18 protein-coding genes are annotated in these 24,305 nt (G+C 71.2%); 2 read left to right on the top strand and 16 right to left on the bottom strand.

Annotation, left to right across the window (positions count from 1 at the left end; translation table 11 throughout):
- Window positions 1-28: 28 nt before the first annotated feature.
- The 12 genes from H8S61_RS01105 to H8S61_RS01050 all read right to left on the bottom strand — a co-directional run bounded on the left by H8S61_RS01105 (window position 29) and on the right by H8S61_RS01050 (window position 17,083).
- A complete protein-coding gene (locus H8S61_RS01105; protein WP_186937649.1) occupies window positions 29-1,087 on the bottom strand; it encodes a nucleoid-associated protein in 1,059 nt (352 codons plus the stop codon).
- A 114-nt stretch (window positions 1,088-1,201) separates the two neighbouring features.
- A complete protein-coding gene (locus H8S61_RS01100; protein ID WP_186937648.1) occupies window positions 1,202-2,002 on the bottom strand; it encodes a ferric reductase-like transmembrane domain-containing protein in 801 nt (266 codons plus the stop codon).
- Between the two features lie 21 nt (window positions 2,003-2,023).
- Window positions 2,024-2,500 (bottom strand): hypothetical protein, encoded by a 477-nt coding sequence (locus tag H8S61_RS01095; RefSeq protein WP_186937647.1) that lies wholly within the window; start codon window positions 2,498-2,500, stop codon window positions 2,024-2,026.
- A 494-nt stretch (window positions 2,501-2,994) separates the two neighbouring features.
- The gene (cydC, locus tag H8S61_RS01090; RefSeq protein WP_186937646.1) at window positions 2,995-4,749 is read right to left on the bottom strand and encodes a thiol reductant ABC exporter subunit CydC; all 1,755 of its coding nucleotides are present in this window, start codon (window positions 4,747-4,749) and stop codon (window positions 2,995-2,997) included.
- Entirely contained in the window at window positions 4,746-6,473 is a 1,728-nt protein-coding gene (cydD, locus tag H8S61_RS01085) for a thiol reductant ABC exporter subunit CydD (protein WP_186937645.1), read from the bottom strand. Before cydD ends, cydC begins: the two co-directional genes overlap by 4 nt.
- 575 nt (window positions 6,474-7,048) lie before the next feature.
- Complete coding sequence (gene murB / locus H8S61_RS01080; protein WP_186937644.1) at window positions 7,049-7,966, bottom strand: UDP-N-acetylmuramate dehydrogenase; 918 nt, start codon at window positions 7,964-7,966, stop codon at window positions 7,049-7,051.
- 88 nt (window positions 7,967-8,054) lie between these two features.
- Window positions 8,055-10,058 (bottom strand): Na+/H+ antiporter, encoded by a 2,004-nt coding sequence (locus tag H8S61_RS01075; RefSeq protein ID WP_186937643.1) that lies wholly within the window; start codon window positions 10,056-10,058, stop codon window positions 8,055-8,057.
- Window positions 10,059-10,298: 240 nt separating this feature from the next.
- The gene (locus tag H8S61_RS01070; protein ID WP_186937642.1) at window positions 10,299-12,038 is read right to left on the bottom strand and encodes an ABC transporter ATP-binding protein; all 1,740 of its coding nucleotides are present in this window, start codon (window positions 12,036-12,038) and stop codon (window positions 10,299-10,301) included.
- Window positions 12,028-13,857 carry an ABC transporter ATP-binding protein gene (locus tag H8S61_RS01065; protein WP_186937641.1) on the bottom strand — a complete coding sequence of 610 codons (1,830 nt, stop codon included), beginning with the start codon at window positions 13,855-13,857 and terminating at the stop codon, window positions 12,028-12,030. The genes H8S61_RS01070 and H8S61_RS01065 overlap by 11 nt, the downstream gene beginning before the upstream one ends.
- 176 nt (window positions 13,858-14,033) lie before the next feature.
- On the bottom strand, window positions 14,034-14,663 hold the full coding sequence (locus tag H8S61_RS01060) for an MptD family putative ECF transporter S component (protein ID WP_009304421.1): 630 nt from the start codon (window positions 14,661-14,663) through the stop codon (window positions 14,034-14,036).
- A gap of 39 nt (window positions 14,664-14,702) precedes the next feature.
- A complete protein-coding gene (locus tag H8S61_RS17660) occupies window positions 14,703-16,253 on the bottom strand; it encodes an ABC transporter ATP-binding protein (protein ID WP_186937640.1) in 1,551 nt (516 codons plus the stop codon).
- The gene (locus H8S61_RS01050) at window positions 16,250-17,083 is read right to left on the bottom strand and encodes an energy-coupling factor transporter transmembrane component T family protein (RefSeq protein ID WP_186937639.1); all 834 of its coding nucleotides are present in this window, start codon (window positions 17,081-17,083) and stop codon (window positions 16,250-16,252) included. Before H8S61_RS01050 ends, H8S61_RS17660 begins: the two co-directional genes overlap by 4 nt.
- A 41-nt stretch (window positions 17,084-17,124) precedes the next feature.
- On the opposite strand from H8S61_RS01050, the gene H8S61_RS01045 reads away from it, so the two are divergent.
- A complete protein-coding gene (locus H8S61_RS01045; protein ID WP_009304423.1) occupies window positions 17,125-18,288 on the top strand; it encodes a helix-turn-helix domain-containing protein in 1,164 nt (387 codons plus the stop codon).
- Here the strand turns inward: H8S61_RS01045 and H8S61_RS01040 are convergent.
- The 4 genes from H8S61_RS01040 to H8S61_RS01025 all read right to left on the bottom strand — a co-directional run bounded on the left by H8S61_RS01040 (window position 18,285) and on the right by H8S61_RS01025 (window position 22,979).
- A complete protein-coding gene (locus H8S61_RS01040; protein ID WP_186937638.1) occupies window positions 18,285-19,433 on the bottom strand; it encodes a GGDEF domain-containing protein in 1,149 nt (382 codons plus the stop codon). The two genes, H8S61_RS01045 and H8S61_RS01040, sit on opposite strands and share 4 nt — an antisense overlap.
- 13 nt (window positions 19,434-19,446) lie before the next feature.
- Window positions 19,447-20,955 (bottom strand): helix-turn-helix transcriptional regulator, encoded by a 1,509-nt coding sequence (locus H8S61_RS01035; protein ID WP_186937637.1) that lies wholly within the window; start codon window positions 20,953-20,955, stop codon window positions 19,447-19,449.
- Window positions 20,956-21,130: 175 nt separating this feature from the next.
- On the bottom strand, window positions 21,131-21,397 hold the full coding sequence (locus H8S61_RS01030) for a twin-arginine translocase TatA/TatE family subunit (protein WP_186937636.1): 267 nt from the start codon (window positions 21,395-21,397) through the stop codon (window positions 21,131-21,133).
- 178 nt (window positions 21,398-21,575) lie between these two features.
- Window positions 21,576-22,979, bottom strand: a complete 1,404-nt coding sequence (locus H8S61_RS01025; protein WP_186937635.1) for an NAD(P)/FAD-dependent oxidoreductase — start codon at window positions 22,977-22,979, stop codon at window positions 21,576-21,578.
- Between the two features lie 594 nt (window positions 22,980-23,573).
- On the opposite strand from H8S61_RS01025, the gene H8S61_RS01020 reads away from it, so the two are divergent.
- Entirely contained in the window at window positions 23,574-24,290 is a 717-nt protein-coding gene (locus tag H8S61_RS01020) for a cysteine peptidase family C39 domain-containing protein (RefSeq protein WP_186937634.1), read from the top strand.
- The last annotated feature ends 15 nt before the right edge of the window (window positions 24,291-24,305 follow it).

Raw genomic sequence — 24,305 nt, 5'->3', positions numbered from 1 at the left:
TGCTCCTGTTCTCGTCGCGCTCGCTGCGCTAACGGTTCTCGATGCGGCCGATGTTCTTGAGCTCGATGTTGATGAGGCCGTTCGGGCCGCTCACGAACTCGATGAAGTCGGGGTTCTCGCCGTACTCGGCCGGGAACGTGATGTCGATGCCCGTGTCGGTGCGGATCTTGTGGTTCTTCGCCACGCGCTTGGCCACGTTCTTCTCCACCACCACGCGCTCGGGCAGCGCCTCCTCGGCCAGCGCCTCCTCGAAGCGCCTCTGCAGCGGCTCGTCGTCGAACACCTCTTCGCCGAGGTCCCACGGGGCCAGCTCGTCGGACTCCGCAGCGTTCTCGGCCACGTAGCTCTTCGCCTTCGACACCGCCACGGCCGTGTTGGCGCCGTACTCCTCGGCCACCTCCTCCACGAGGCGCGTCACCGTGTCGAACACCTCCTTGCTCGACGCCTCCATCGAGCATTGCAGCAGGCCGTCCGGGATGAGCCAGCGGTTCTCGCCGGCGATGGTGCGCTCCTTGTCGCAGAACGACACCGACAGCGTCTTCGACTCGATGACCGCGAACGACGGCACCTTCTGCGAGGGGTTCGGCAGGATGGCGTGGTGGCGCGCGATGTCGTTTCTCTGCGCGCCGCTCTCGCCGTAGCCCACCTCGTGCATGTAGGCCTGCTTGGCCTCCAGCAGCATGAACGCGAAGTAGCGCTTGCCGCGCGCCTCGTAGGCGGCCTCGGCCTCCTCGTCGGTCATCTCCCGCACCGTGTTGTCGGGGTCGTCCTCGAAGTCGAGCACCAGCAGGTCGGCGGACTCGGTCTTCTCCATGCGCCCCAGCTCGCCGACGATGTACTCGGCCACCTGGACGGACAGGTCGATGAACTCCCGCTGGCCGCGGAAGTAGCTGCGCAGCTCCTCGGCGAACATGCTGTTCTCGGCGAACTCGCCGCGCTTGCTGTCCATGTTGCCGAGCGCCTTCTTCGCGTGGCTCGTCACGTAGCGCTTGGCGTTCTTGCTCGAAAGGTCGAGCTCCTCCTGGGAATACACGTTGACGCACGACACGAAGTCGAAAACGTGCAGGATCGCATGGTTGATCTTCATGAAGCCTCTTTATCGCTCTGCTTGTCCGGAATTATCGCGAACGTTCAGGATAGCGGAAGCTCGGCCCGAGCGGCGCGAAGATCGAAGAATCATCAGATGCGAAGGCCGCGGCGCCTATCCGGCGAGCGCGGCCGCTCGGCGCGCCCTGTCCCGCGCGCGCTTGCGCAGGCGCAGCACGACGTAGCCCACGCCGAGCGCCAGGTACAGCCACGCGGTGGCCACCTGCCCGGCGAAGGACGCGAGCCAGCCCGCGGGGTCGGTCGCGAACGCCGCCGTCAGAGCGAGCCCGTCGTAGGGGTAGCCGTACAGCGCGTGCCCCACCGCCAGCAGGAACCCCTGCGCCGCCATGAGGATGACGAACGGGTACGCCAGCAGCTGCGTGCGCTTCCACGCCTTCGCCGACAGGCGCTTGCGCACGACCTTGAACGAGGTGATCCACGGCACGAGGAACGTCAGCGTCAGCGGCACGCCCACGATCACCGCCGCCGCGAACATGACGGAGGCCGCCGGCTGGCCCCACACGCGCTCCCACATCGGCGTCAGCGACAGCGCGAGGAACCCGACGACGCGCACGAGGTGCGCCGCGATGACGATGCCGCCGATGACGGACAGCTCCGAGCGGACGGACAGCAGGCGCTTGACCCACGGCGTGCGGTCGAGCGCGCCTGCGAACATCACGATGAAGTAGAGGCAGACGCCCGTGTAGGCCGACGTGACCAGCTGCACGGCCGCGTCGAGCACGGGCGACGCGAAGACGGGGTCGAACCAGGCGACCAGCGCGCACGCGACCGCCCACGCCAGGTAGAACGGCCCGGGATGGAGCCGCAGCGGCTTCGCGCACAGCAGGGCGAAGGCCAGCGCGAACGGAGCGGCCTGCAGCAGGTTGGGGACGAACGCGGGGACGAACGGAAGCATGAGGGGCCTCTTCTCTCGGGGTCAGGCGTTGTCGAGGCGCGCGAGCCGGGCCTCGAACCAGGCGGGCTTCTCGATGGAGCACGCCACGAGGGGGAACGAGCCGGCGTCGGCGGCCGGGCTCGCCACCACCACGGCGTGGCCGTCGGGGATGCCGGCCGGGAACAGCACGAGCTGCGCGCACGACACGGTGCCGGTCTCCCCCGCCGCGATGCCGCTCTTCGCGAACGCGCCGTCGAGGTCCCAGGGCAGCGCGCGGACCTCCAGGCTGCCCGCAGCGGCGTCCTTCGACACCACTTCCACGAGCGTGTAGGCGAACGCGCCGTCGAGCTCCGGAAGCGCCTCGTCGCCGGCCTGGCGCGCGGCGCTCGCGGTCGCGCCCGCCGCGGCGGGCGCGCCGTCGCTCGGCGCGGCGGCGCAGGCCGCCAGGCCGAGCGCGCACGCGAGCGCGAGGACGGCGCAGCTCGCAAGGACGCGCCCAAGCCTCACCGTTTTCCTCATGGATGCCCCGTTTCCTCGCCTCCGCCTTTTCATGTCAGGGGAACCATACCGCACAGGCGCGACGACATCCGTTGTAAATACAACAGCGCGCCGAGCGGCGCCGACACGCGGGAAAACCCCGCGGCACCTGGTCGCATCGCCCTGCGACAAATGTTTCACGTGAAACATTTGTTCTGCATCCCGTTCGGCGAACGATCCCCGACGGGTCGCCTCCTCCGAACGGGGCTGCGGGCCCTTGCAGCCCCACGCCTTCCCGATCGGAAGCGTTTCCCCAGGTCGCCTTCAACCGCGCTGCCCTGCGTCGCGCCCCGGAGCGCAAAACCGCACCATTTGGATGAGAACCGCACGGAAACGGGGAGGGATTCGCGCAGGAACAGGAGGCGCCCCGACCATCGCACGTCGTGCGAGTTCTTCGACGAAGCGCTCGACCGTGCGCGCTCGCGCCCGAGGACGCAACCGCCCTGCTGCGCGTTCGCCGAACGGCCCGCGTGCCGCTACCGCGCCGCCTCGCCGCGGTCGAAGGCGAGCAGGCGGCGGTAGCGCGCGCTCGTGCGCGCGAGCTCGTCCGGGGAGCCGTCGAGCGCGATGCGGCCGTCCTCCACGAACACGACGCGATCCAGGGCGCCCACGCCGGCCAGGTGGTGGGTGATCATGATCACCGTCTTGCCCGTCAGCGCCTCGAACAGGGTGTCCAGCAGCGCGCGCTCGGTGAGGGGGTCGAGGCCCACCGTGGGCTCGTCGAGGAGGACCACGGGGACGTCCTGCAGCAGCACGCGCGCGAGCGCGATGCGGTGGCGCTCGCCGCCCGAGAAGCGCAGGCCCGCCTCGTCCACCATCGTGTCGAGGCCCCGGTCAAGCCGCTCGACCAGCGGGCGCAGCCCCACCTTGTCGAGCGCGTCCCACACCTCCTCGTCGGTGGCGTCCTCGCGCCCGAGGCGCAGGTTGTCAGCGAGCGTCATGTTGAACAGGTACGTGCGCTGCTGGATCACGCCGATCCACCGCGCCGCCTCGTCTCCGAGTTCGGCCGACGGCGCGCCGCCCAGCGTCACGCTGCCCGCGCTCGGCCGCACGTCGCCGCGCACGAGCGAGGCCAGCGTGGACTTGCCCGCGCCGCTGCGGCCCAGCACGGCGACGCGCTGGCCCTGCGGCACCGTCAGGCTCACGTCGCTCAGCACGTCGCGCTCGGCGCCGGGATAGCGGTACGCCGCATGCTCGACGCGCACGTCGAAGGGCGCGCGCGGCTCGCGCGCGGGCGCGGCGTCCTCGCGGGGTTCGGGCAGGTCGTTCAGGCGCGCGATGGAGTCGCGGTAGGCGCCGGCCTCCACGGCCGCCGACGACAGCGGCGCGAACGCGTCGATGAGCGGGAAGAAGCCCAGCACGAACGCGGCGATCCAGTTGGCGGCGTCGCCGCCCTCCGGCCCGAAGCGGCCGCCCGCCCACACCAGCAGCAGCACGGCGCACAGGCCGAACAGGGCCTGCAGCACGAGGTCGCGGCGGCGCCCGAAGCGCTCCATGCGCTCCTGGACGGCGCGCATCCGTCGTTCGCGCTCCTTGTGGCGCGTGAGGTACTCGTCGCCCCGACCGGCGAACACCCAGTCCGACACGCCCAGCACGTTGTCGGCCAGCTCGGCGTACAGCTCGTTCTTCATCTGCTTGTGGCGGGCCTGGCGCGCCGCGTTGGCCAGCACCGACACGAGCGGCACGAGGAACACCGCCACGCCCAGCACCAGCAGCATGGCCAGCGCGAGCCAGAGCGAGAACCAGCCCAGGCACGCGATGAGGACGACGTAGAGCAGCCACGCCACCACCGTGGGGAACACGGTGCGCAGGTACAGGTTCTGGATGTGCCCGATGTCCTCGGCCAGCAGGCCCAGCACGTCGCCCGTGCGGTGCGTGGCGCGGAAGAACACCGCGTCGCGCTCGAGGGCGCCGTACAGCTTGAGCCTGAGGCCGCTCGTCATGCGAAGCACCCAGTCGTGGCTGGTCAGGCGCTCGAGGTATTGCAGGATGGGCTTGCCCACGCCGAAGATGCGCACGAAGATGAGCGGCAGGTGCAGAAACAGGATGGTCTCGGCCACGGCCGACGCGCTCACGAGGTAGCCCGAGGTCACCATCAGCGCCGAGGCGAACCCGAACGTCAGCACGCCCAGCAGCAGCGCCAGCGCAAGCGCCTTGCGGTAGCGGAAGAAGAACGGCTTCACCCAGGCGTCGCGGCGCAGCGCGCCCGCCAGGCTCTCCTCGCGGCTCATCGCGGGCCCCCTTCCGCCTGCGCCGCCAGGCGCGCGTAGGCGCCGCCGCGGGCGGCGAGCTCCGAGGGCGCGCCGAACTCGACCGCGCGCCCGTCCTCCATGACCAGCACCGCGTCCATGTCGTGCACCCAGTGCAGCCGGTGCGTGGCGAAGAACACGAGGCGGCCCTCCATGAGCGGCAGCATGCGCTCCTTCAGCTCCAGCTCCGTCTCGATGTCGAGATGGGCCGTGGGCTCGTCGAACAGCAGGATGCGCCGCGAGCGGTCGAGCAGCGCGCGGGCGAGCGCGATGCGCTGCGCCTGGCCGCCCGACAGCGCGCGGGCGCCTTCGCCCACGAGCGTTTCCAGGCCCTCGGGCAGCTCGGCCACGAGTTCCTCCAGCCCCACGACGCGCACGGCCCGCTCGATGTCCTCGTCGCCGGCGTCGGGGCGGTAGAACGCGATGTTCTCGCGCAGCGTGGCGTGGAACAGGTAGGGATCCTGCGGGATGTAGAGCACCTGGCGCTGCCACGAGGGATCGCGCAGGTCGGCCAGCGTCTGCCCCGCCGCGCGCACCGTGCCCGCGCTCGGCGCGGAGAAGCCGCCCAGCAGGTTCACGAGCGTGCTCTTCCCCGAGCCGCTCGCGCCGATCACGCCGATGCGCGCGAAGCCGCGCGCCGTGAAGGTGACGCCCGCGAGCGCCTCGTGCTCGGGGTACGAGAAGCCCACGCCGTCGAGCTCGAGGACGGCCTCCTCGCTCCACGCGGGGACGTCGCCCGCCGCCCGCTCGCCCTCCCCGACCGCCGCCGACGCGATGATCGCCTGGATGGAGGCCAGCGCGTTCTTGCCGTCGAGCGAGGCGTGGTAGTCGCTCGCGAACTCGCGAATGGGCTTGAAGTACTCGGGCACCAGCACGAGCACGAACAGCGCCGGGAAGAAGGCGATCGAGCCGTCCACCAGGCGGAACCCCAGCATGATGGCCACGGCCGCCAGCGACAGCGTGGAGATGAGGTCGAGCACCGAGCCGGACAGCGTGGCGATGCGCAGCGTCTTCACCGTGGCCTCGCGGAAGCGCTCGCTCACTTCGAAGATGCGCGCGCCGTGGCTCTTGCCCCGGCCGAGCAGCTTGAGCGTGTCGATGCCGCGCATCGAGTCGATGAAGTGGTTGGACAGGCGCTGGTACTCCTCGTGCTGCAGCGACGCGGCCGCCTTCGCCGTGGCGCCGATGAGCCCCATGTAGAACACGATGACCGGGTACATCACGAGCATGATGAGGCCCGACACCCAGTCGACCGGGAACACGCACGCGAGCACGACGAACGGCACGACCACCACGCACACGATCTTCGGCAGGATGAGGCGCAGGTACGTCTCCACCTGGTCGACGCCTTCGAGCACGAGCGCGGTGACGCTGCCGGTGCCCGTCTCCTGCACGATGCGCGCGCCCTGGCCGAACACCGCCTGCAACAGCTTGCGGCGCAGGTCGTCGATGCGCGCGTAGGCGTAGCGGTCAAGGTAGGCGTCCTGGACGTAGCGCACGCCTTGGCCGCCCACGAAGCAGGCGAAGAACAGGGCGACGAGCAGCCCTTGGTCGGCGAGCGGCGCGCCCTCCCACAGATGCACGACGGCGCTGGCCAGCGCCCACGCCTGCCCGACCGCGAGCAGCGCGCGAGCCGTCGCGAGCGCCACCAGCGCCGCAAGCGCCCCGCGGATGCCCTCCAGCGCGAACAACGCCCGATCGATCATGCAGAAGCCCCCTCGTCACTAAATGTTATACCAATAGTAACATTTCAGGAGGGCGCCGCGCAAGCGGATATTCCCGCGCAGCGCCCCCGCGGCCCGGCGCACCGTCCGGCACCAGCGCGCCTCCTGCCGAGCCGGTCGGAACCAGCGCGCCTCCTGCAACGCCGATCGCACGCCGTGCCCGCCGCAGATCGGCGCGCCGCGCGCCGGCCCGTCCGCAAGCAACGCCCCGCGCCAAGACGGCGGCCGAACCCCATCCCGCACACAGCGTCGATGCACGGCAGCACGGCACCCCGCACCCGCGAGGCCAATCCCGCGCCGCTCCCGGCGCCCGCACCCGCGAGCCTCCGCCCCCCCCGGAGCACCCGTGAGCCGCCGCACCCCGGCGCCCCAGAGCGCCCGCGCCCGCAAAGCCGCCGCGCCTGCACCCGCGAGCCGCGGCGCCCGCGCCCCAGCACCCCCGCACCCAACTCCGCGCCGAATCACCAGCGAACAAGTGTTTCACGTGAAACACTTGTTCGCTTATCGTGGGACATTGCGACAGGCGGCGCCGCGGCCGACGGCCGGCGGCCGGCGGCCTACTCCTCGAAGCCCCACATGCGCACTTCGGGCTCGAGGCGCACGCCGGCGCTCGCGTGCACGCGCTCCTGCACGTCGGCGATGAGCCGGCGCACGTCGGCGGCCGTGGCGCCGCCCGCGTTCACCACGAAGCCCGTGTGCTTCTCCGACACCTGCGCGCCGCCCACCCGGTAGCCGCGCAGGCCCGCCTCCTGGACGAGCTGCCCGACGAAGAACCCCTCGGGGCGCTTGAAGGTGCTGCCGGCGCTCGGCAGCTCGAGCGGCTGCTTGTCGGCGCGGCGCCGCGCGAGGTCGTCCATGCGCTCCCGGATGGCGCGCGGGTCGTCGGGGGTCAGGCGCAGCGTGGCGCCCAGCACCACGTAGCCGGCGGCGTCCATCATGGAGTGGCGGTACGACCACTGGGCGCGCTCGGCGTCCACGTCCACCAGCTCGCCCTCGGGCGTGAGGCAGCGCACCTCCTCGGCCACGTCCTTGAACTCGCCGCCGTAGGCGCCCGCGTTCATGATGGCCGCGCCGCCCACGGTGCCCGGGATGCCGCAGGCGAACTCATAGCCCGCGAGCCCCTCGGCGCACGCGCGCCGCGCCACGTCCTCGTTCGACGCGCCCGCCTCCACGCGCATCCGCGCGCCGTCGACCTCGATCCGCGACAGGTTCTCCGCGATGCGCACCACGGCGCAGCGCAGCCCCTCGTCGGCCACCAGCACGTCCGAGCCGAGGCCCATCACGCGCACCGGCGCGCCCGCGCGGCGGCACGCGGCCAGCGCCGCGCGCACCTCGTCGACGGTCCGGGGCTCCACGACGCAGTCGGCCGGGCCGCCGATGCGAAACGTGGTGCGCTCGGCCATCGGCGCGTCGAACCGCGCGCACCCGTCCTCGAACAGGCCCGCCAGCGCGTCCCTCAGCGTTTCCCGATCCACAGCGTCCGTCCTTCCCCGTCGAGCGGCCCAAGGCCGCGTTTCGCGCATCGCACCATGGTAGCGCATATCGGGCGATCGAGCACGGCGCTCAAGCGGCGTTGCAATCCAATTGCATCAGATACACCTCTTCGCGGAGGTCGCGCGCCACCTCGCGGCTGATCGAGCCGCGCTCGCGCATCGCCTGGATCTGCTCGAGCTCCAGGCGCAGCCCCTCGGCCTCCACTTCGGGCACGCGCCGCAGGACCTCCTCGCGGTCCTCGCGCTCGACCGGGGCGGTCGCGGGGCCGGCGGCCGCGCGGCGAAGCTCGTGCTCGCCCAGCAGAAGCTCCGCCAGCTTGGCGTCGGGATCGCCGTCGGCCATGCGCGAGCGCAGGTACTCCGTCGCGCACTCGTCGAGGTTGCGGGAGACGAGCAGCGCGTCGGCGCTGGGAGCGCCGCCCGCCGGGGGCCGCCCGAGCGCGCGGTGCCCGAGCAGCCCCGCCAGGCGATGCCGGCGGCGCGTCCTGCCGGGCCCCTTCCCCGCGCCCCGCCGCTCCAGCAGGCGCTGGGACCGCTCGAGCCGGTCGAGCGTCTCGTCGCCGACCAGACGGTCGACCTGGCCGTCCTCGATCATCCACGCGACGCGCGCCCGCTGCCGCTCCAGCACCTCGACGCGCAGGCCGGAAACGCGGTCGAGCTGCGCGTCGCCGTCGCGCAGGCGGGCGATGCGCTCCGCGTACTGCGCCGTCACGATGCGCGTCGCCGCCGCGCCGTACTCGTCCTTGCGCCCCTCGAGCTCGGCCGCCACGTTCTGCAGGACGGCCACCGAGGCCGCGCGCTGCGCCTCCTGCTCGGCGTCGTCGCGCGCCGGCGCCAGCAGGGGCACGACGAAGTTCGCCAGCAGCAGCGTGCACAGGATGACGCCCGAGGCCAGGAAGATGAGCAGGTCGCGCTCGGGGAAGGGGCCGTCCGCGACGGCGAGGGGGATGGTGAAGGCGATGGACAGCGTCACCGCGCCCTTCGGGCCGGCGAGCGTGGTGACGAGCGCGTCGCGCACGCCCTCCTTCCCGACGCGGAGGCCGCCCCCGGACGAGCGGCGCGCGAGCGCCTCCATGGCCAGGAGCCACGCGAAGCGCACGCCCTCCACCAGCACGGTGAGCGCCAGCACGCAGCCCACGAGCTGCGGAAGGCCCAGCGAACCGCCGTTCCACGTGGGCAGCACGGACGGGAGCAGCTGCATGCCCAAAAGCACGAACACCACGCCGTTCAGCACGAAGGCCAGCACGTCCCACACGTTGGACGAGGCGATGTCCAACCGCGCCGCCGACGGCGACGTCTTCGGCGGGAACAGCGTGGTCAGCAGCCCGGCGGCCACCACCGCGAGGATGCCGCTCACGCCGACGGCCTCGGCGGCGAGGTACACGACGAACGGGGTGAGCACCTCGAACACCACGTGCACCGTCGTGCTCTCCAGCCCGCGGCCGCGGATGGTCTGGACGAGGAACCGCGCCGCCAGGCCCAGCACCACGCCCAGCGCGAGGCCGCCCGCGAACGACACGGCGAACGTCGACGTCGCCTCGCTCAGCGAGAACGCCCCGGTGACGGCCGCGGCGATGGCGAACTGGAACGACACCACGCCCGAGGCGTCGTTCAGCAGCGCCTCGCCGGACAGCAGCGCCTCCTGGCGGCTGCTCAGGCGGATGTCGCGCGACAGCGCCGACACCGCGACGGCGTCGGTCGGCCCGAGCGCGGCGCCCAGCGCGAACGCGGCGGCCAGCGGCACCGAGGGCACGAGCCAGTGCAGCGCGAAGCCCACCGCCAGCACGGTGGCCAGCACCAGCCCCACGGCCAGGGACACGATGCCGCCCTTGCTCGCCCACAGATCCCGCTTGCTCGCCCGCCGCGACTCGTCGAACAGCAGCGGCGCTATGAACAGCACGAGGAACAGCTCGGGGTCGATATGCACCTCCAAAGGGCCCGCCCACAGCGCCGCGATGGCCGCGCCGAGCGCGATCTGCACGAGGGGCAGCGACACGCGGGGCATCATCTGGTCGAGCACGGACGACGCGAGCACCGCGCCCAGCAACAGCAGGATGATCTCGAGCAATTCCATCGGAGCATAGTCCTTTCCCAGCGGCCGGCCCGTTCCCTGCCATGTACAACAGGTACCGGTCATTCTTTCCGGACACGAGGATAAACCGGTACCTGTTAGATTTCAAGGGGTTTTCAACAGGTACCGTTTGTTTCTCCACAACTCCCTCAGGGAAACGGCCCCGGCAGGAATCCCGCCGGGGCCGCCGAACCTGCCCGAACCTGCCCGAACGCGCTCGGGCGGACGTGCGCGAGGCGCCGGTCAGGAAGCGATCGACCAGCCCGCCGACGCGGTCTGCAGCTCCACCATGCGCCGGTACAGCCCTCCCTCGCGCGCCATGAGCTCGGCGGGCGCGCCCTGCTCGGCGACGCTCCCCTCCTTGAGCACCACCACCTTGTCGGCGTTCGCCACGGTGCGCATGCGGTGCGCGATGACCAGCACGGTCTTGCCGGCCAGCAGCCTGGACAGCGCCTGCTGCACCTGCGTCTCGTTCTCCACGTCGAGCGAGGCCGTGGCCTCGTCGAGCAGCACCACCGGCGCGTCCTTCAGGATGGCGCGCGCGATGGAGATGCGCTGCCGCTCCCCTCCCGACAGCCGCCCGCCGTTCTCGCCGATCATCGTGTCGTAGCCCTGCGGCATGCGGCTCACGAACTCGTCGCACATCGCCGCGCGCGCCGCCGCCAGCACCTCCTCGTCGGTTGCGCCGACCCGCCCCAGGCGGATGTTGCCCATCACCGTGTCGTCGAACAGCACCACGTCCTGGAACACCTCGGCGTAGTCGGCCAGCAGCGTCTCGGGGTCCACGTCGGCCACGTTCACGCCGCCCACGCGCACCGACCCCGCGTCGGCGTCCCAGAAGCGCGCCGCCAGCTTCGCCACCGTGGACTTGCCCGACCCGGACGGGCCCACGAGCGCCGTCACCTCGCCCTCGCGGGCGGTGAACGACACGTCCCTCAGCACCTGCTCGCCGTCGCCGTACGAGAACGACACGTCCTCGAACACCACGTCGTGGCCTCGCGGCGCGAAGTCGGTGGAGCCCTCCATGGGCTTCTCGGCGGCCAGCTCCTGCGTGCGCCTGATGGACAGCCGCATGCTCAGCAGCTCGCCGATGGACTGCAGGATGAGGTTCACCGGGTCGTACACGCGCGTGACCACGAGCAGGAAGGCGAAGTAGGTCATGAAGTCCGTCTGCCCGGACACGAGCAGCGTCGCGCCCACGAAGACGGTGGTGCCGATGCCCAGCTTGAGGAACGCCTGCGCCGAGGTGACGAACACGCCGGTGGTCAGCTCGGACGCCACCTGCCTGCGCTCGAACGCGTCGAGCTTGGCCGCGAGCGCGTCCAGATGCGCCGCCGAGCGGTTCGTGGCGCGGATCTCCTGCGCGCACTCCAGGAACTCCTGCACGCCGTCGGCCACCTCGAGGCGCGCGTCCTCCATCGCCTGCGCCTTGCGCTGCTGGCGCTTCCCGGTGAGCGCCATCACGAGCAGCGCCGCGGGCACCACCCAGAACGCCGCGAGCGCCAGACGCCAGTCGTAGAAGAAGATGCCGACGATGACGATGGCCGTGGACAGGCCCGTGCCGAACAGCTGCGGCATGACGTGCATGAACATGCGCTCCTGGTCGGAGCAGTCCTTCATGATGGCGTTCGTGAGGTCGGACAGGTCGCGCCGCCCGAAGAACGACAGCGGCAGCCGGCGCAGGTGCTCGGCCAGGTCGGTGCGCTTGCGGGCGCTCTCCTCGTACACCTTGTGGTACGTGTTCGCGTACTCGGCCCACTGGGTGAGGACCATGAGCGCGAGGATGCCGACGCACCCCGCGAGGTACGGCGCCAGCGCGGGCAGCGGGGCCCCCGCCACGAGGTGGTCCATGAAGTCGCTCACCAGCAGGAACAGGATGCCGATCGGGGCCATGAGCACGAGGTTCGCCAGCGTGCAGAAGAACACGCCGCGCCTGAAGTTCTTCGCGCCCACGTCGGTGAGGCCCAGGGAATCACGCAGCATAGCCGCCCTCCTTTCCGATGCGCCATTGCGCCGAGGTTCGATAGTCGGCCCACATGCGCGCGTACAAGCCGCCCGCCTCCACCAGCTCGGCGTGGGTCCCCTGCTCCACGAGGCGGCCGCCGTCCAGCACGTAGATGGCGTCGGCGCCGGCCACGGTGGACAGCCGGTGCGCGATCATGAGCACGGTCTTGCCCGCGCACAGCACCCCCAGCGCCCGCTGGATGAGCGCCTCGTTCTCGGGGTCGGCGAAGGCCGTGGCCTCGTCGAGCACCACGATGGGCGCGTCCTTCAGGATGGCGCGCGCAAGCGCGATGCGCTGGCACTCGCCGCCCGAGAGGTACACGCCGCGGGCGCCCACCACGGTGTCGAGCCCCTGCGGCAGCTTCGCCACGATGTCGTCGCACTGCGCCGCGTGCGCGGCCGCCTCCACCTCCTCGCGCGTCGCCTCCGGCCGCGCGGCGCGGATGTTGTCCAGCAGGCTCTGCTTGAACAGCTTGTCGTTCTGGAACACGAAGGCCACGCGCTCCATGAGCTCGGCCTGCGGGATGGACCGCACGTCGACGCCGCCCACGAGCACCCGCCCCGCGCTCGCGTCCCAGAAGCGCGGCACGAGCGAGGCCGCGGTGGTCTTGCCGCCGCCCGACGGCCCCACGAGCGCCACCGTGGCGCCCGAGGGTACGTGCAGCACGACGTCCTCGAGCGCGGGCGCGTCGGCGCCCGGATAGGAGAACGTGACGTGGTCGAAGTCGATGGCGTCGTCGGCGGGCGCCTCGGCCCGGGCCGGGTCCACCTCGGCCATGAGCGGCGCCGACAGGATGCCGTCGATGCGGCTCACCGCGTCCTGCGCCTCGGTCACCGCCTGCGACGAGTACATGATCTTGCTCATCATCATGGTGGTGAGCGCCGAGAAGATGACGTAGAACAGGAAGTTCGTGAGGAACGCGCCGAAGTCGCCCGCCGCGCCCGCCAGCAGGATGCCCGCCGGTACGAGCACGAAGAACGTCGCGTTGATGGCGACGAGCTGCGCCACCTGCGGGCCCTCGCACAGCTTCACGTAGGCGGTGGCGAAGTCGCAGTAGGCCACGATGGACTCCCGGAACGCCCTGAACGAGTGGACGGTCTGCTGGAACACCTTCACCACGGGGATGCCGCGCACGTACTCCACGGCGGCCTTGTTCATCTTGTCGAGCGCGTTCTGGTAGTTCACCATGAACTGCATGGCGTTGGAGTTGCCCTCGCCGTCCTTGCCGCCCAGCCCGCCGCCCATCATGAGGAACATGCAGAAGGCGGAGGCGAGCACGGGGATGAGGCACACGAGGCCCATGACCCAGTCGAACACGAACATGACGACGAGGTAGGCCACGGGCGTGACCAGCGCGCCCACGAAATCGGGGATGCGGTGCGCCAGCACGCCCTCGGTGAGCCCCGTGGACCCTTCGATGACGCGGCGCAGCTCGCCGGTGGAGCGGACGGAGAAGTAGCCGAGCGGCACCTTCGCGAGGTGCTCGAGCGCCGCCTTGCGCATGTTCGTCGCCGTGCGGAACGCGGCGAGGTGCGTGCACATGAGCGCGGCGAAGTACACGACGAGGCCCGCGAGCGCGAAGGCCAGCGCCCAGGCGCCGTATACCGGGGCCTGCCGCGCCTCGCCCCACGCCGGGGCGACGGCCACGAGGTCGCGCACGACGAACCACACGCACACGAGCATCGCGATGGCCAGCACGGCGTTGAGCGCCGAGAGCGCGCAGCCCGCGATGGTCAAGCGCTTGTGGGGCCCGGCGAACTCCAGCAGCCGCACGATGGGATTCTGCGGTCTTGACACGATTCGTTCCTTTCCTTGCCGTAACGTGCTTATTGTTAGCCTAAGAGAACATAATAGCGATCCCGCCGAAATCCGCTGCACGTCGATGCCGATTGGACGATGCCGCCGAAAAAGAGAACGGCTCCCCCGAAAGGGAGCCGTTCGTTCGGCGCCTCGTCGGCCGAAGGGCGCGGCGCTCAGGCCGAGATCTTGGCGAAGTGCTTCTTGAACAGCTTCGAGCCGATCCAGCCGCCCACGAAGGGGCACACCGCGGTCGCGGCCAGCGCCACCAGTGCGAGCGGGCCGTGGATGAAGTCGACGAGCCCCTGGCCGTACTCGGCGCTCATGCCGGAATCGACCACGATCTGCACGTAGGCGTCGCCCGCTAGGAAGATCATCGACTCCTGGCCCACCCAGAAGCACAGCGTCCACACCGCGAACGCCGCCAGGCAGCGAAGCGTGGTGCGCTTGCTGCCGGCCCCCGCCACGAGCTCGGCCAGCAGGCCGCCCGCCACGATGCCCACCGGTCCGGTCCACAGCATGCCCAGCAGCAGCGCCACCACCGCGACGATCGCGGACATGATGGCGAACGCGCCGCGCTTGGGCACCTTCGCGGCCACGTACATCCACACGATGCCGCCGATGAGCGAGCCGCACGCGTGCGTGAACCAGAACAGGTTCGCGTTCATGCCCAGCACCATCGCGAACACCATGAACACGAGGAACAGGAGCACCCCGAAGATGGCCAGCGTGATGTAGTCCTTCCCCACCAGCTTGCCCTTCGCGTTCGCGCCGCCCGAAGAGGCGGCAACCGTCGTCGTTGCCATATGCGTATCTCCTTCTCTTGAAATGGTCGATGCCTTCGGTCAGAGCGGGCGCGCCCGCCCGTCGATGCCGATCGCGCGCCGGATGCGCCCGAGGGCCTCGCCGCGCACGGGCAGCACGTCGGACACGACGCCGTCCTCGAGCACGGCCACCTGGTCGCAGGCGGCGCAGACGAACTCGTAGTCGTGGGTGACCACGACGATGCACGCTCCCGCGTCGCGCGCCCGGCGCACCTCGTCGGCCACGCGCCCCATGGTGCCGAAGTCGAGCCCGCTCGTGGGCTCGTCGAGCACGAGCACGCGGGCGCCCTGCAGGATGCCGACGGCGATGGCCAGCCGCTGGCGCTGCCCTCCCGAGAGCGAGAGCGGGTGGCGCTCGGCGATGTCCTCGAGGCCGAAGCGCGCGAGCGCGCGGTCCGCCCGCCCGTCCGCCCCGTCGGGCGCGGGCCGCAGCCCGCCGTGCGTGAGCGCGCCCAGCAGCTCGCCGCGAACGGTGTCGCTGAACAGCTGGTAGCCGGTCTCCTGCATCACGAGGTAGGCGTGCTCGGGCCGGTCGCGGCGGCGCGGCTCCTCGCCGCAGAAGCGGACGCTGCCCGCGCGCTCCCGGTGCAGCCCCACCAGGCAGCGCGACAGCGTGGTCTTGCCCGCGCCGTTCCTGCCCACGAGCGCCGTCACCGTCCCGGCGTCCAGCCGCAGGCCCGCCCCGCGCAGCACGGGCGCGTCGCGGCCGTAGCCCGCCTCGAGGCCGGCCGCGTCGAGCGCGGGGGCCTCGTCGGCGGCGCGCGCGCCCGACGCGGCGGAGCCGTCTCCGCGGCGCGCCGGCGACACGCGCGCCAGGTCCCAGGCGCGCAGGCCCAGCCGCGCGCGCTCGTCCTCGCCGATCCGCGCGAAGGCGGCGGCGTCCGCGTCGCGCACGACGCGCCCGCCCCGCATCACCACCACCCGGTCGGCGATGCCCGCGAGCCACCACAGCCGGTGCTCGGCCACGAGCACGGTCTTGCCCGCGGCCTTGAGCCGCGCGACCGCCTCGGCCAGCTGGAGCATGGCGCCCACGTCGAGCGACGCCGTGGGCTCGTCCAGCACGAAGACGTCGGGGCCCATCGCGCACACCGAGGCGATGGCCACCATCTGGCGCTGGCCACCCGAGAGCGCGCGGATGTCGCGGTCGCGCAGGTGCTCGATGCCCAGCAGGGCGAAGGCGCCGTCCACGCGCCGGTGCATCTCGGCGCGCGAGAGCCCGAGGTTCTCGCAGCCGAACGCCACCTCCGAGGTGGTGTCCAGGTTGAAGAACTGGCTGCGGGGGTTCTGGAACACCGAGCCCACGCGCCGGCACAGCGCGTCCATCTCCCACGACCCCGCGTCCTTGCCGGCGATGCGCACCGACCCGGTCAGCTCCCCGTCGTAGGAGACGGGAATCAGCCCGTTCGCCAGGCGCGTGAGCGTGGTCTTGCCGCAGCCGGAGCCGCCGGTGAGCACCACGCACTGCCCCGCAGGCACGCTCAGGGACACGTCGGCGAGGGCGGGCTCGCGCGCGCCGGCGTAGGTGAAGCCCGCCCGGTCGAACGAAAGCGCCGCGTCGGCCTGCGCGCTCACGCGATCATCCCCAGCTTGATGAGCGCCACGCACGCGACCACGGCGCCGAACAGGGCGGCGAACAGGGCGTCCGCCGGCCCGAAGCGCAGCTCGTAGTAGGACGTGCGCGCCGCCGCGGAGTCGATGCCGCGCACGATGGCCGCGTTCGACAGCTCGTCGGCCACGATGGCCAGCCGGCTCATCACGGGCACCATGAGGTTCTCCGCCGTCAGCGCCGGGTGCCGCAGCACCGTCGCGGGCGACAGCGCCATGCCGCGCACCTTCATGGCCTCGGCCACCGACGAGAACTCCTTGCCCATCGTGGGGAAGAACCTGAGCGCCACGCACAGCGCCACCACGCCGCCGCGCGGCACGTGCGCGCGCTGCAGCGCCGAGGCCATCTCGCCCACGCGCGTGGTGGCGATCATGTTCGACGCGAACATCCCCACGCAGAACACGCGGCGGAACACGACGATCATCGCGGCGAACGACGCGGTCACCTCGTTCGGGAAGGCGGCGACGGCCATGCTGGCCCCGAAGACGGCCGCGTAGGCCGCCAGCCAGCGCAGCGCCGCCGACGCGCGGCCGCACCAGATCATCGTCGCGGCGCACAGCGCCACGGCCGCCACCTCGGTCCACGGCTTCGTCGGCGCGAACGCGATGAGGTTCAGCATGAGCAGGACGGCGAGCGACGTGCGCGGGTCGAGCCGGCGGCGAGCGCCCGCCCGCCGCGCGCTCGCCGCCGCGCAGACCGGGGCTGCCGGGGCTGCCGGGGCGCCCGTAGCGGCGCCCTCGGCGGACCAAAGGGTTGCGGAGGGCGCGAAGTCTGGTATATCCTTGAAGTTAGCCATGACTAATAATCTAGCGATGCAACGAAAAGGAGCGGCGTGCAATGAGCGATCGCGATGATTCAGCCGAAATTCTAGACGATGACGCCGAAATGAGGTGCGCGGCGGCGGGATCGGGCTCGCGCGCCCTCGTCGAGTCGAACCTGATCGGCGTCGGGGGCGACCCTGCGGCGCGCTCGCGGGCGGCCTACCTGGCGCAACGCACCTCGCTGGCGGACGGCTTGGGGTCGAACGGCCCGTTCACCGTCCACGACATCTACGAGACGCAGATCGCCTCCATGCACGGCGTGCGCGTGGAGGCCGCCGAGCGCGGGCGCGTGGGCATGCTCTGGGAGATCGACGAGCGCTACGGCCAGGGAACCTACTGGTACTACCCGCTGGGCGACGACCTGTCCGTGGCGATCTTCGACCTGCAGTTCAACCGGGAGGTGGGCTTCACCTGCCAGACGCCCGACCTGTTCTGCTTCGGGTCGTACGGCCGCAACATGGTGCCCTACTTCGGCATCACCGACGACCCCGCCGACCGGACGCTGCTGGGCTACGCGTGGAAGTCGCAGCCCTACGGGCAGGTGACGAAGGCCGACGAGCGCCTCGACGTGACGAGCATCTGCATGCTGCCGAAGGGCCTGCAGCGCCTGAGCCTGGCGTGCCACTGCGACCCGCTCGTGCTCTCCCGCGCCATCGCCTCGCTCGACGGCATGCAGGACGTGCCCGGCCTCAACATGGTGTTCGACGAGATGAAGCGGGCGCGGCCCTCGTCCATCACCGCGCCGGCCTACTACGAGGCGAAGGTCACCGAGGCCGCGGCGATGCTGCTGGACTGGTCGCTGGCCAACGCGCGCGGGGCGGCGAGCGCCATCCGCGCAGCCGACCGCAGCGCGCTCAACCTGACGCGGGCCCACATCCGCGAGCACCTGGACCGCGCCGTGCCCTCAAGCGAGCTGTGCCGCATCGCCTGCATGAGCGCGAGCAAGCTGACGAGGCTGTTCAAGCAGGCCGAGGGCATGACGCCGCAGGAGTACGCGCGCACCCTGCGCATGGAGCGCGCCTGCGAGCTCCTGGGCGACACCGACCTCAGCATGGCCGAGATCGCCGCCCGGCTGGGCTTCGCGCGCCAGGGCAGCTTCTCGGAGGCCTTCAAGGAGCGCTTCGGCGCCACCCCGCAGGAGTTCCGCGCGCTGCGGGCCGCCCGCAGGAGCGCCCGCTAGCGCCCGGCCCTCGCGCGCTGCTTCTCCTCGTACATGCGCCGATCGGCGCGCAGCAGCAGGTCCTCAACGCGCTCCCCCGGCAGCCGCAGCGCCCACCCGACGGACATCGACAGCGGCAACCCCTGCGCGCGGTGCCGCGCGCAGGCTGCGCGGATGCGCTCGGCGACGGCTGCCGCGCGCTCCTCGTCGAGGTCGAAGTAGCAGGCCGCGAACTCGTCGCCGCCCACGCGGTACACCGCCCCCGCGTCCGCGCACGCCTCGGCCAGGACGGCCGCCGCGCGCTTGATGAGCTCGTCGCCCGCGGCGTGGCCGCGCGTGTCGTTCATGCCCTTCAGGCCGTCGAGGTCGGCCGAGACGATGCCGGCGCACGCGCGCCCCTCGCTGCGCTCCCAGTTCGCGACGTCCACCTCGAAGGCGTTGCGGTTTTTGAGCCCGGTGAGGTAGTCGGTGTTCGCCATGTCGCGGTACCACGGGTTCGACACGCGCCTGAAGGCGAAGAACGCGATCGCGATGGCCAGCATGCAGAACGCCACGGCGATCGCCGGCGTGCCGAGGCGCACGATGCGGAAGGTCTCGTACTGGCGCTGGGCGTCGAACTCGATGCCGAGGACGCCGATCACCTCGTCGTCCTCGTGGATGGGGTAGTACGCCACGAAGACGTATCCCCAGCCGGTGTCCTTGATGTCGGCGGGGTACACCACCTCGTCGCCGAGGGCGCGCTCCATGTCGGGGACGATCTCCTCCTCGATCGGGTCGCCCGGCTCGCGGAAGTCGTCGCTTTTCGACGACAGGCCGTCCACCACGTACACGAAGGAGCCGTCGTCGGTGCGCTTGGCCGTGTACAGGTAGCGCACCCCGGTGGCCTCCTTCACGGCCTCGAGCGCCTTCTTCATCGAGCGGTACGACTCGTCGCCCATGTCCTCGGCCGAGTCGATGCCCGAGAACGTGGCCTTGTCGAGCGCGTCCTCCACGTAGTGCTCGATGCTGTCGGAGCGCTCTTTCAGGGTGTCGATCATCTCGTGGTAGGTCACGCTGTAGTTGAACGCGTACACGCACAGGAACGACAGCGCCACCACCACCGCGACGATGATGCACACCTGGACGTCCACCCTGTTCAACCCGCGCTTCGCGCGTTTTCCCTCCATGTCGGCGCCCTCCTCAGCCGCGCTGCGACAGATCGCGCGCCGTGCGCTCGCCCAGGTCGATGAGCTCCTGGCGGCCGTGCATGCCGGTCTTCACGTAGATGCGCCGCAGGTGCGTGTCCACCGTGCTCTTCGAGATGAAGAACTCGGCGGCGATGCGCTCGCCCGTGCGCCCCTTGAGCGCGAGCGGCAGGATCTCGGCCTCGCGCTTCGACAGGCCGTAGGTGGAGGCGATGAGGCGGCACGCGTCGTCGAAGCGGTCGGCGTCGCGCACGATGACCGACAGGGCGCGGAAGTCGCGCTCGGTGAACAGGAACAGGTACGCGTACAGCGCGGCGAGGCCGGCGAACGCGGCCACGGCGTAGGGCACCTGCCCGGCCGGCTCCAAGAGCTCGATGCCGTTGCCGCAGGCGATGCCCGCCATCTCGCCCGCGTACAGCGCGGCGAACCCGCGCGCGAACGACACGGCGGCGTCCTGCCCCGTGATCTTCGCCATGACGAGGAACAGCGACACGAGCACGAAGGTGAGCCCCAGATAGCCCGCCAGCACGATGGCCTCGCCCGGCACGCCGAACGACCCCAGGACGGGCACGAACAGGAAGCCGGCCATCATCACGAGCACGGCCAGCCGGTACACGCCGTCGAGCGGGCCGTCCACGGCGGCGCCCGCCTTGCGCTCGCCCCCGGGCGCCGCGCCCCCCTTGCCCAGACCTCCGGCCGCCAACAGCTGCAGCGCCGCGACGCAGAACAGGATGAGCAGCAGCAGGCTGGCGATCACCGTGGGCGTCGAGGCCATGCCGGGGTCGGAGCCGAACGTCTCCATGAAGCCGGCGCCCAGGCCGAACAGCGCGGTGCCGGCGATGATCTTCTTCGAGAGCCGCGCCGTCTCGTCGCGCTGCTCCTTCGTGGCCAGCAGGTCGCCGAACGACAGCGACCCGCCCTCGGAGCCGGCGTCGCTCGAGGCGGCGCGCGCGGGCAGCAGGCCGCGCAGGGCCAGCGCGCTGCCGAGGGGCAGCAGCTTGAGCGCGAACAGCGCTTGGGGGACGGGGATCGCGGCCATGACCAGGCAGACGCCCGCCGCCGCGGCCGCGGCGACGAACACCTCGGGCACCGAGTCGCCCACCGGCCGGCGGCCGAGCGCGCGGCCCCACGCGGCCAGCATGAGGCCCGCCGGCACGCCCACGAGCAGGCTTTCCAGCACGATGCCGTGATTGCCGTCGCCCGCGATGACCGGCATGAGCGAGCCCAGCACGAGCAGCCCGGCGTAGCACCACACGAGCGGCCGCGACAGCAGCGCGTCGCGCGCCCGCGGCGAGGCGAGGCGCAGCAGGGCGAACGCGAGCAGCATGCACAGCAGCGTGCCGAGGAGGTCGGCGCGCTCGAAGGCGAACGGCCCGTCGCCGAAGGCGCGGTTCTCGCCCATGTAGAACAGCGAGAACACGAACCCCTCGTTGCAGACGAAGCCGCCGATCACCCAAAGGGACCGCGAATCGCCCTTCCTGTCGGCGCGCAAGCCGAATCGCACGTGCTCCCCCTTCGCGTTGTGATTGATGCCCCCATCATAGCGGAGTTGCGCGCCCGCTTCCCGCCTTTCGCCGCACCCTCCTCAAAATGCGCAACCGCCCGCGGCACGGATGCCGCGGGCGGTTGCGGGCGCGGGGAGGGAGGGTTCGCGCCCGTATAAGGGAAGGGTAGGTAGGTTATGCGACCTTCTCGGCCTTCTTGGCCACTTTGACGGTCTTCTTGGGAGCGGCGGCGGGAGCTGCCTCCTCCACGGCTTCTTCGACGAGCTCTTCCTCGTCGTCGGCTTCGACGAGCTTCTCGCCGCCGCCGAGGCCCTCGCGCAGGCTCTTCACGGTCTTGCCCACCGACGCGCCGAGCTTCGGAAGGTTCTTGGGGCCGAAGATGAGCAGAATGACGGCGAGGATGATGAGGAGCTCGGGAACCCCCATGCCTAAGATTTTCATGTGCGCCTCCTACAGCGTGTCGGTGGCGCGCGCCTCGCTGGGGAGTCGCCGCCGGTTTCAACGAGGCCCAGCATGCCCCAAAACCGGCGGCGCGCCTATCGTGCAGACGCATGATTTTGTGCGCATCGCCGCATCCGCCCGTGTCATGCAAACGGGGTACGATATGCGTCGTTCCTGGTCACAGCTCTTCGGCCAACGCGCCGCCCGCAAGGTGCCCCATGACGCTCGCCATCATGAGCCCGCGCGTCCATCCGCTGGAATCGCCGAGGCAGCGCAGGTTGCGCACGCTCGTGAGGAGCCGCTCGTCCATCTTCACGCGGTTGCTGTAGAACTTGAGCTCGGGCGAGTACAGCAGCGTCTCGGGCGCGGCGAACCCCGGCACCACCTCGTCCACGGCCAGCATGAAGTTGAGGATGTTCGTCATGGCGCGGTACGGCATGGCGGCCGTGATGTCGCCCGCCACCGCGTCGGCCAGCGTGGGAACCACGTTCGAGCGCGCGAGCTCCTTCTCCCACGTGCGCTTGCCGTCGAGGATGTCGCCGAAGCGCTGCACGAGGATGCGGCCGTCGCCCAGCATGTTCGTCAGCTCGCCCACCTTCTGGGCGTAGGCGATGGGCTGGTCGAAGGGGTGCGAGAAGTTCTGCGAGCACAGGATGGCCAGGTTCGTGTTCGGCGACTTGCGTTCCTTGTAGGAATGGCCGTTCACCACGGCGAGGCCGCCGTCGTAGTTCTCTTGGCTCACGAAGCCGCCGGGGTTCTGGCAGAACGTGCGCACCTTGTTCTTGAAGGGCTGGGGGTAGCCGATGAGCTTGCTCTCGTACAGCACGTCGTTCACCGTCTCCATGATCTCGTTGCGCACTTCCACGCGCACGCCGATGTCGACGGGGCCGGGCGCGTGCGCTATCCGATGCTCGCGGCACATGCGCTCGAGCCAGTCGGCGCCGCGTCGCCCCGTGGCCACCACGGTGCGCCGCGCGCGGATCTCGCCCGGGCCGTCGGGGCCGGCGACGCGCACGCCGCGGCACTCCTCGCCCTCGATGAGCACCTGGGTGCATTCGGTGCGGAAGACCAGGTCCACGCCCGCGTCGCGCAGATGGCGCTCGATGCGCGCGTACAGGTCGTGCGCGCGCTCCGTGCCGAGGTGGCGCAGCGGGCAGTCGACCAGCTTGAGGCCGGCCTTGATGGCGCGCCGGCGGATCTCGTCCACCTCCGGCTTGCGCTCGGCGCCCTCCACGCGCCCGTCGGCGCCGAAGCCCAGGTACACGGCGTCCACCTCGCCGATGGCGGCCTGCGCCGCGTCGCGCCCGACGAGGTCGGGCAGGTCGCCGCCCACATCGGGCGACAGCGACAGCTTCCCGTCCGAGAACGCCCCCGCGCCCGAGAAGCCCGTCGTGATGCGGCAGGGCTCGCAGTTCGCGCACGGCGCGCCCGCCTGCTTCGGGCAGACGCGGTCCTCCACGGCGAGGCCCTTGTCCACCATGACGATGCGCCCCGCGAAACCGCGCTCGAGCAGCGCGAGCGCGCAGAAGATGCCGGCCGGCCCCGCCCCTACGATGACCACGTCGGCGTCGATGGTTCGCATGTTCAAGCTCCTCTCCCCGCGCCGCCTCCTCGCGGCGCCGCATGCAGCGTCGCGCCCATTGTACCCCTCTTGGCGAGACGGCGCCCGCGGGCGGGCCGCCTTCGCGCAAACGCAGATGCGCATGCGCCCTCCTTTCGATCGGGCGCGTTGCGCCGCCGCCTCCGCTCCTGCCCGGTTCCCGAGTTATGCACCCTCGTGGCAGGACCGAACGCTCCCCCGTCGAGCGCCTTGCGCGCGAAGCGCAGAACGACCCAGGTCGGAGACGGCCAGCGCGAGCAAGATGGCGCGCACGGGGCTTTGCGAGGGTGCATAACTCGGGAACCGAGCGTTTTTCGGAGTCTTTCGATGTCACGGGGGTGCATAACTCGAGAACTCCTCTCGAAAGCGGCTGCGAGCTCCCGAGCTCATCTCGCCCGCGTCGCGCGCGGCGCGGGCCGCGGGAATGGAAGATGGAGGTTTCTTGAACCTGCTATGGCGGTTCGCAGGGCATTGGCGCAAGGGCGATCTGCGACGTTGCCGTTTTGTTACCATACCGCTTCGCGGCCGCACTCACCCCGTAAACGAACCCGACGCGGACGCAGGAAGGATGCTCCCATGGCATCGCGCTTCCCCTCCCGCGCGCTCGCGCTCGGCGCGGCGATCTCCCTCGGCATCGCATGCGGCGCTCCCGCGCAGGCCGCCTTCGCGAGCGAGAGCGCCCTCGCGCTCCCCCTCGACCCTCCCGCCATCGTCGCCCCGGCGCTCTCCGACCGAGCGACCGCCGCCGACGAGGCCGTCGCGAACCTCGAGCAGGTGCGCGCCCTCGCGGCCGCGCGCGACGCGGAGCGCGCGGCGGAGCAGGCGGCCGAGCAGCGCGACAAGCGCCTCGACTACGACCCCGCCCTCATCGCCGCCATCGGCAACCAGTCGGCCGGCGGCCACACCATCTGCTGCCCCGCCTACGCGTGCGCCTACGGCGACGCGATCCTCACCGGCCAGGCGAACGGCCACGGCGCGTACGGCTGCGGCTGCTGCACGTGGCCCGGCTGGGGCGGCGGCAACTCGTCGTTCCGCTCGCTCGGCTCCGACGAGGCGCTGCTGCGCGAGGCCTACGACGAGATCGCCGCCGGCCGCCCCACGGTGATCCACGTGGCGGGCCCCTACGGCGAGCATTGGATCTGCCTCATGGGCTACCAGGACGTCGAGGATCCCGACGCCCTCACGCTCGACAACTTCCTCGCGCTCGACCCGTCGAACGGCCAGGAGGTCACGGCGTCCTACCGCTACGTGCCCTACGGCGACGCCTGCGAGCACGTGAGCGACCTGCGCTAGCCGCGCCGCCCCAGC

Origin of the sequence: Eggerthella hominis, from assembly GCF_014287365.1 — a bacterium.
GTDB classification, from domain to species: Bacteria; Actinomycetota; Coriobacteriia; order Coriobacteriales; family Eggerthellaceae; genus Eggerthella; species Eggerthella guodeyinii.
Note: the sequence above shows the minus strand (reverse complement) of the source record. Positions and strands in the feature narration are given on the sequence as shown.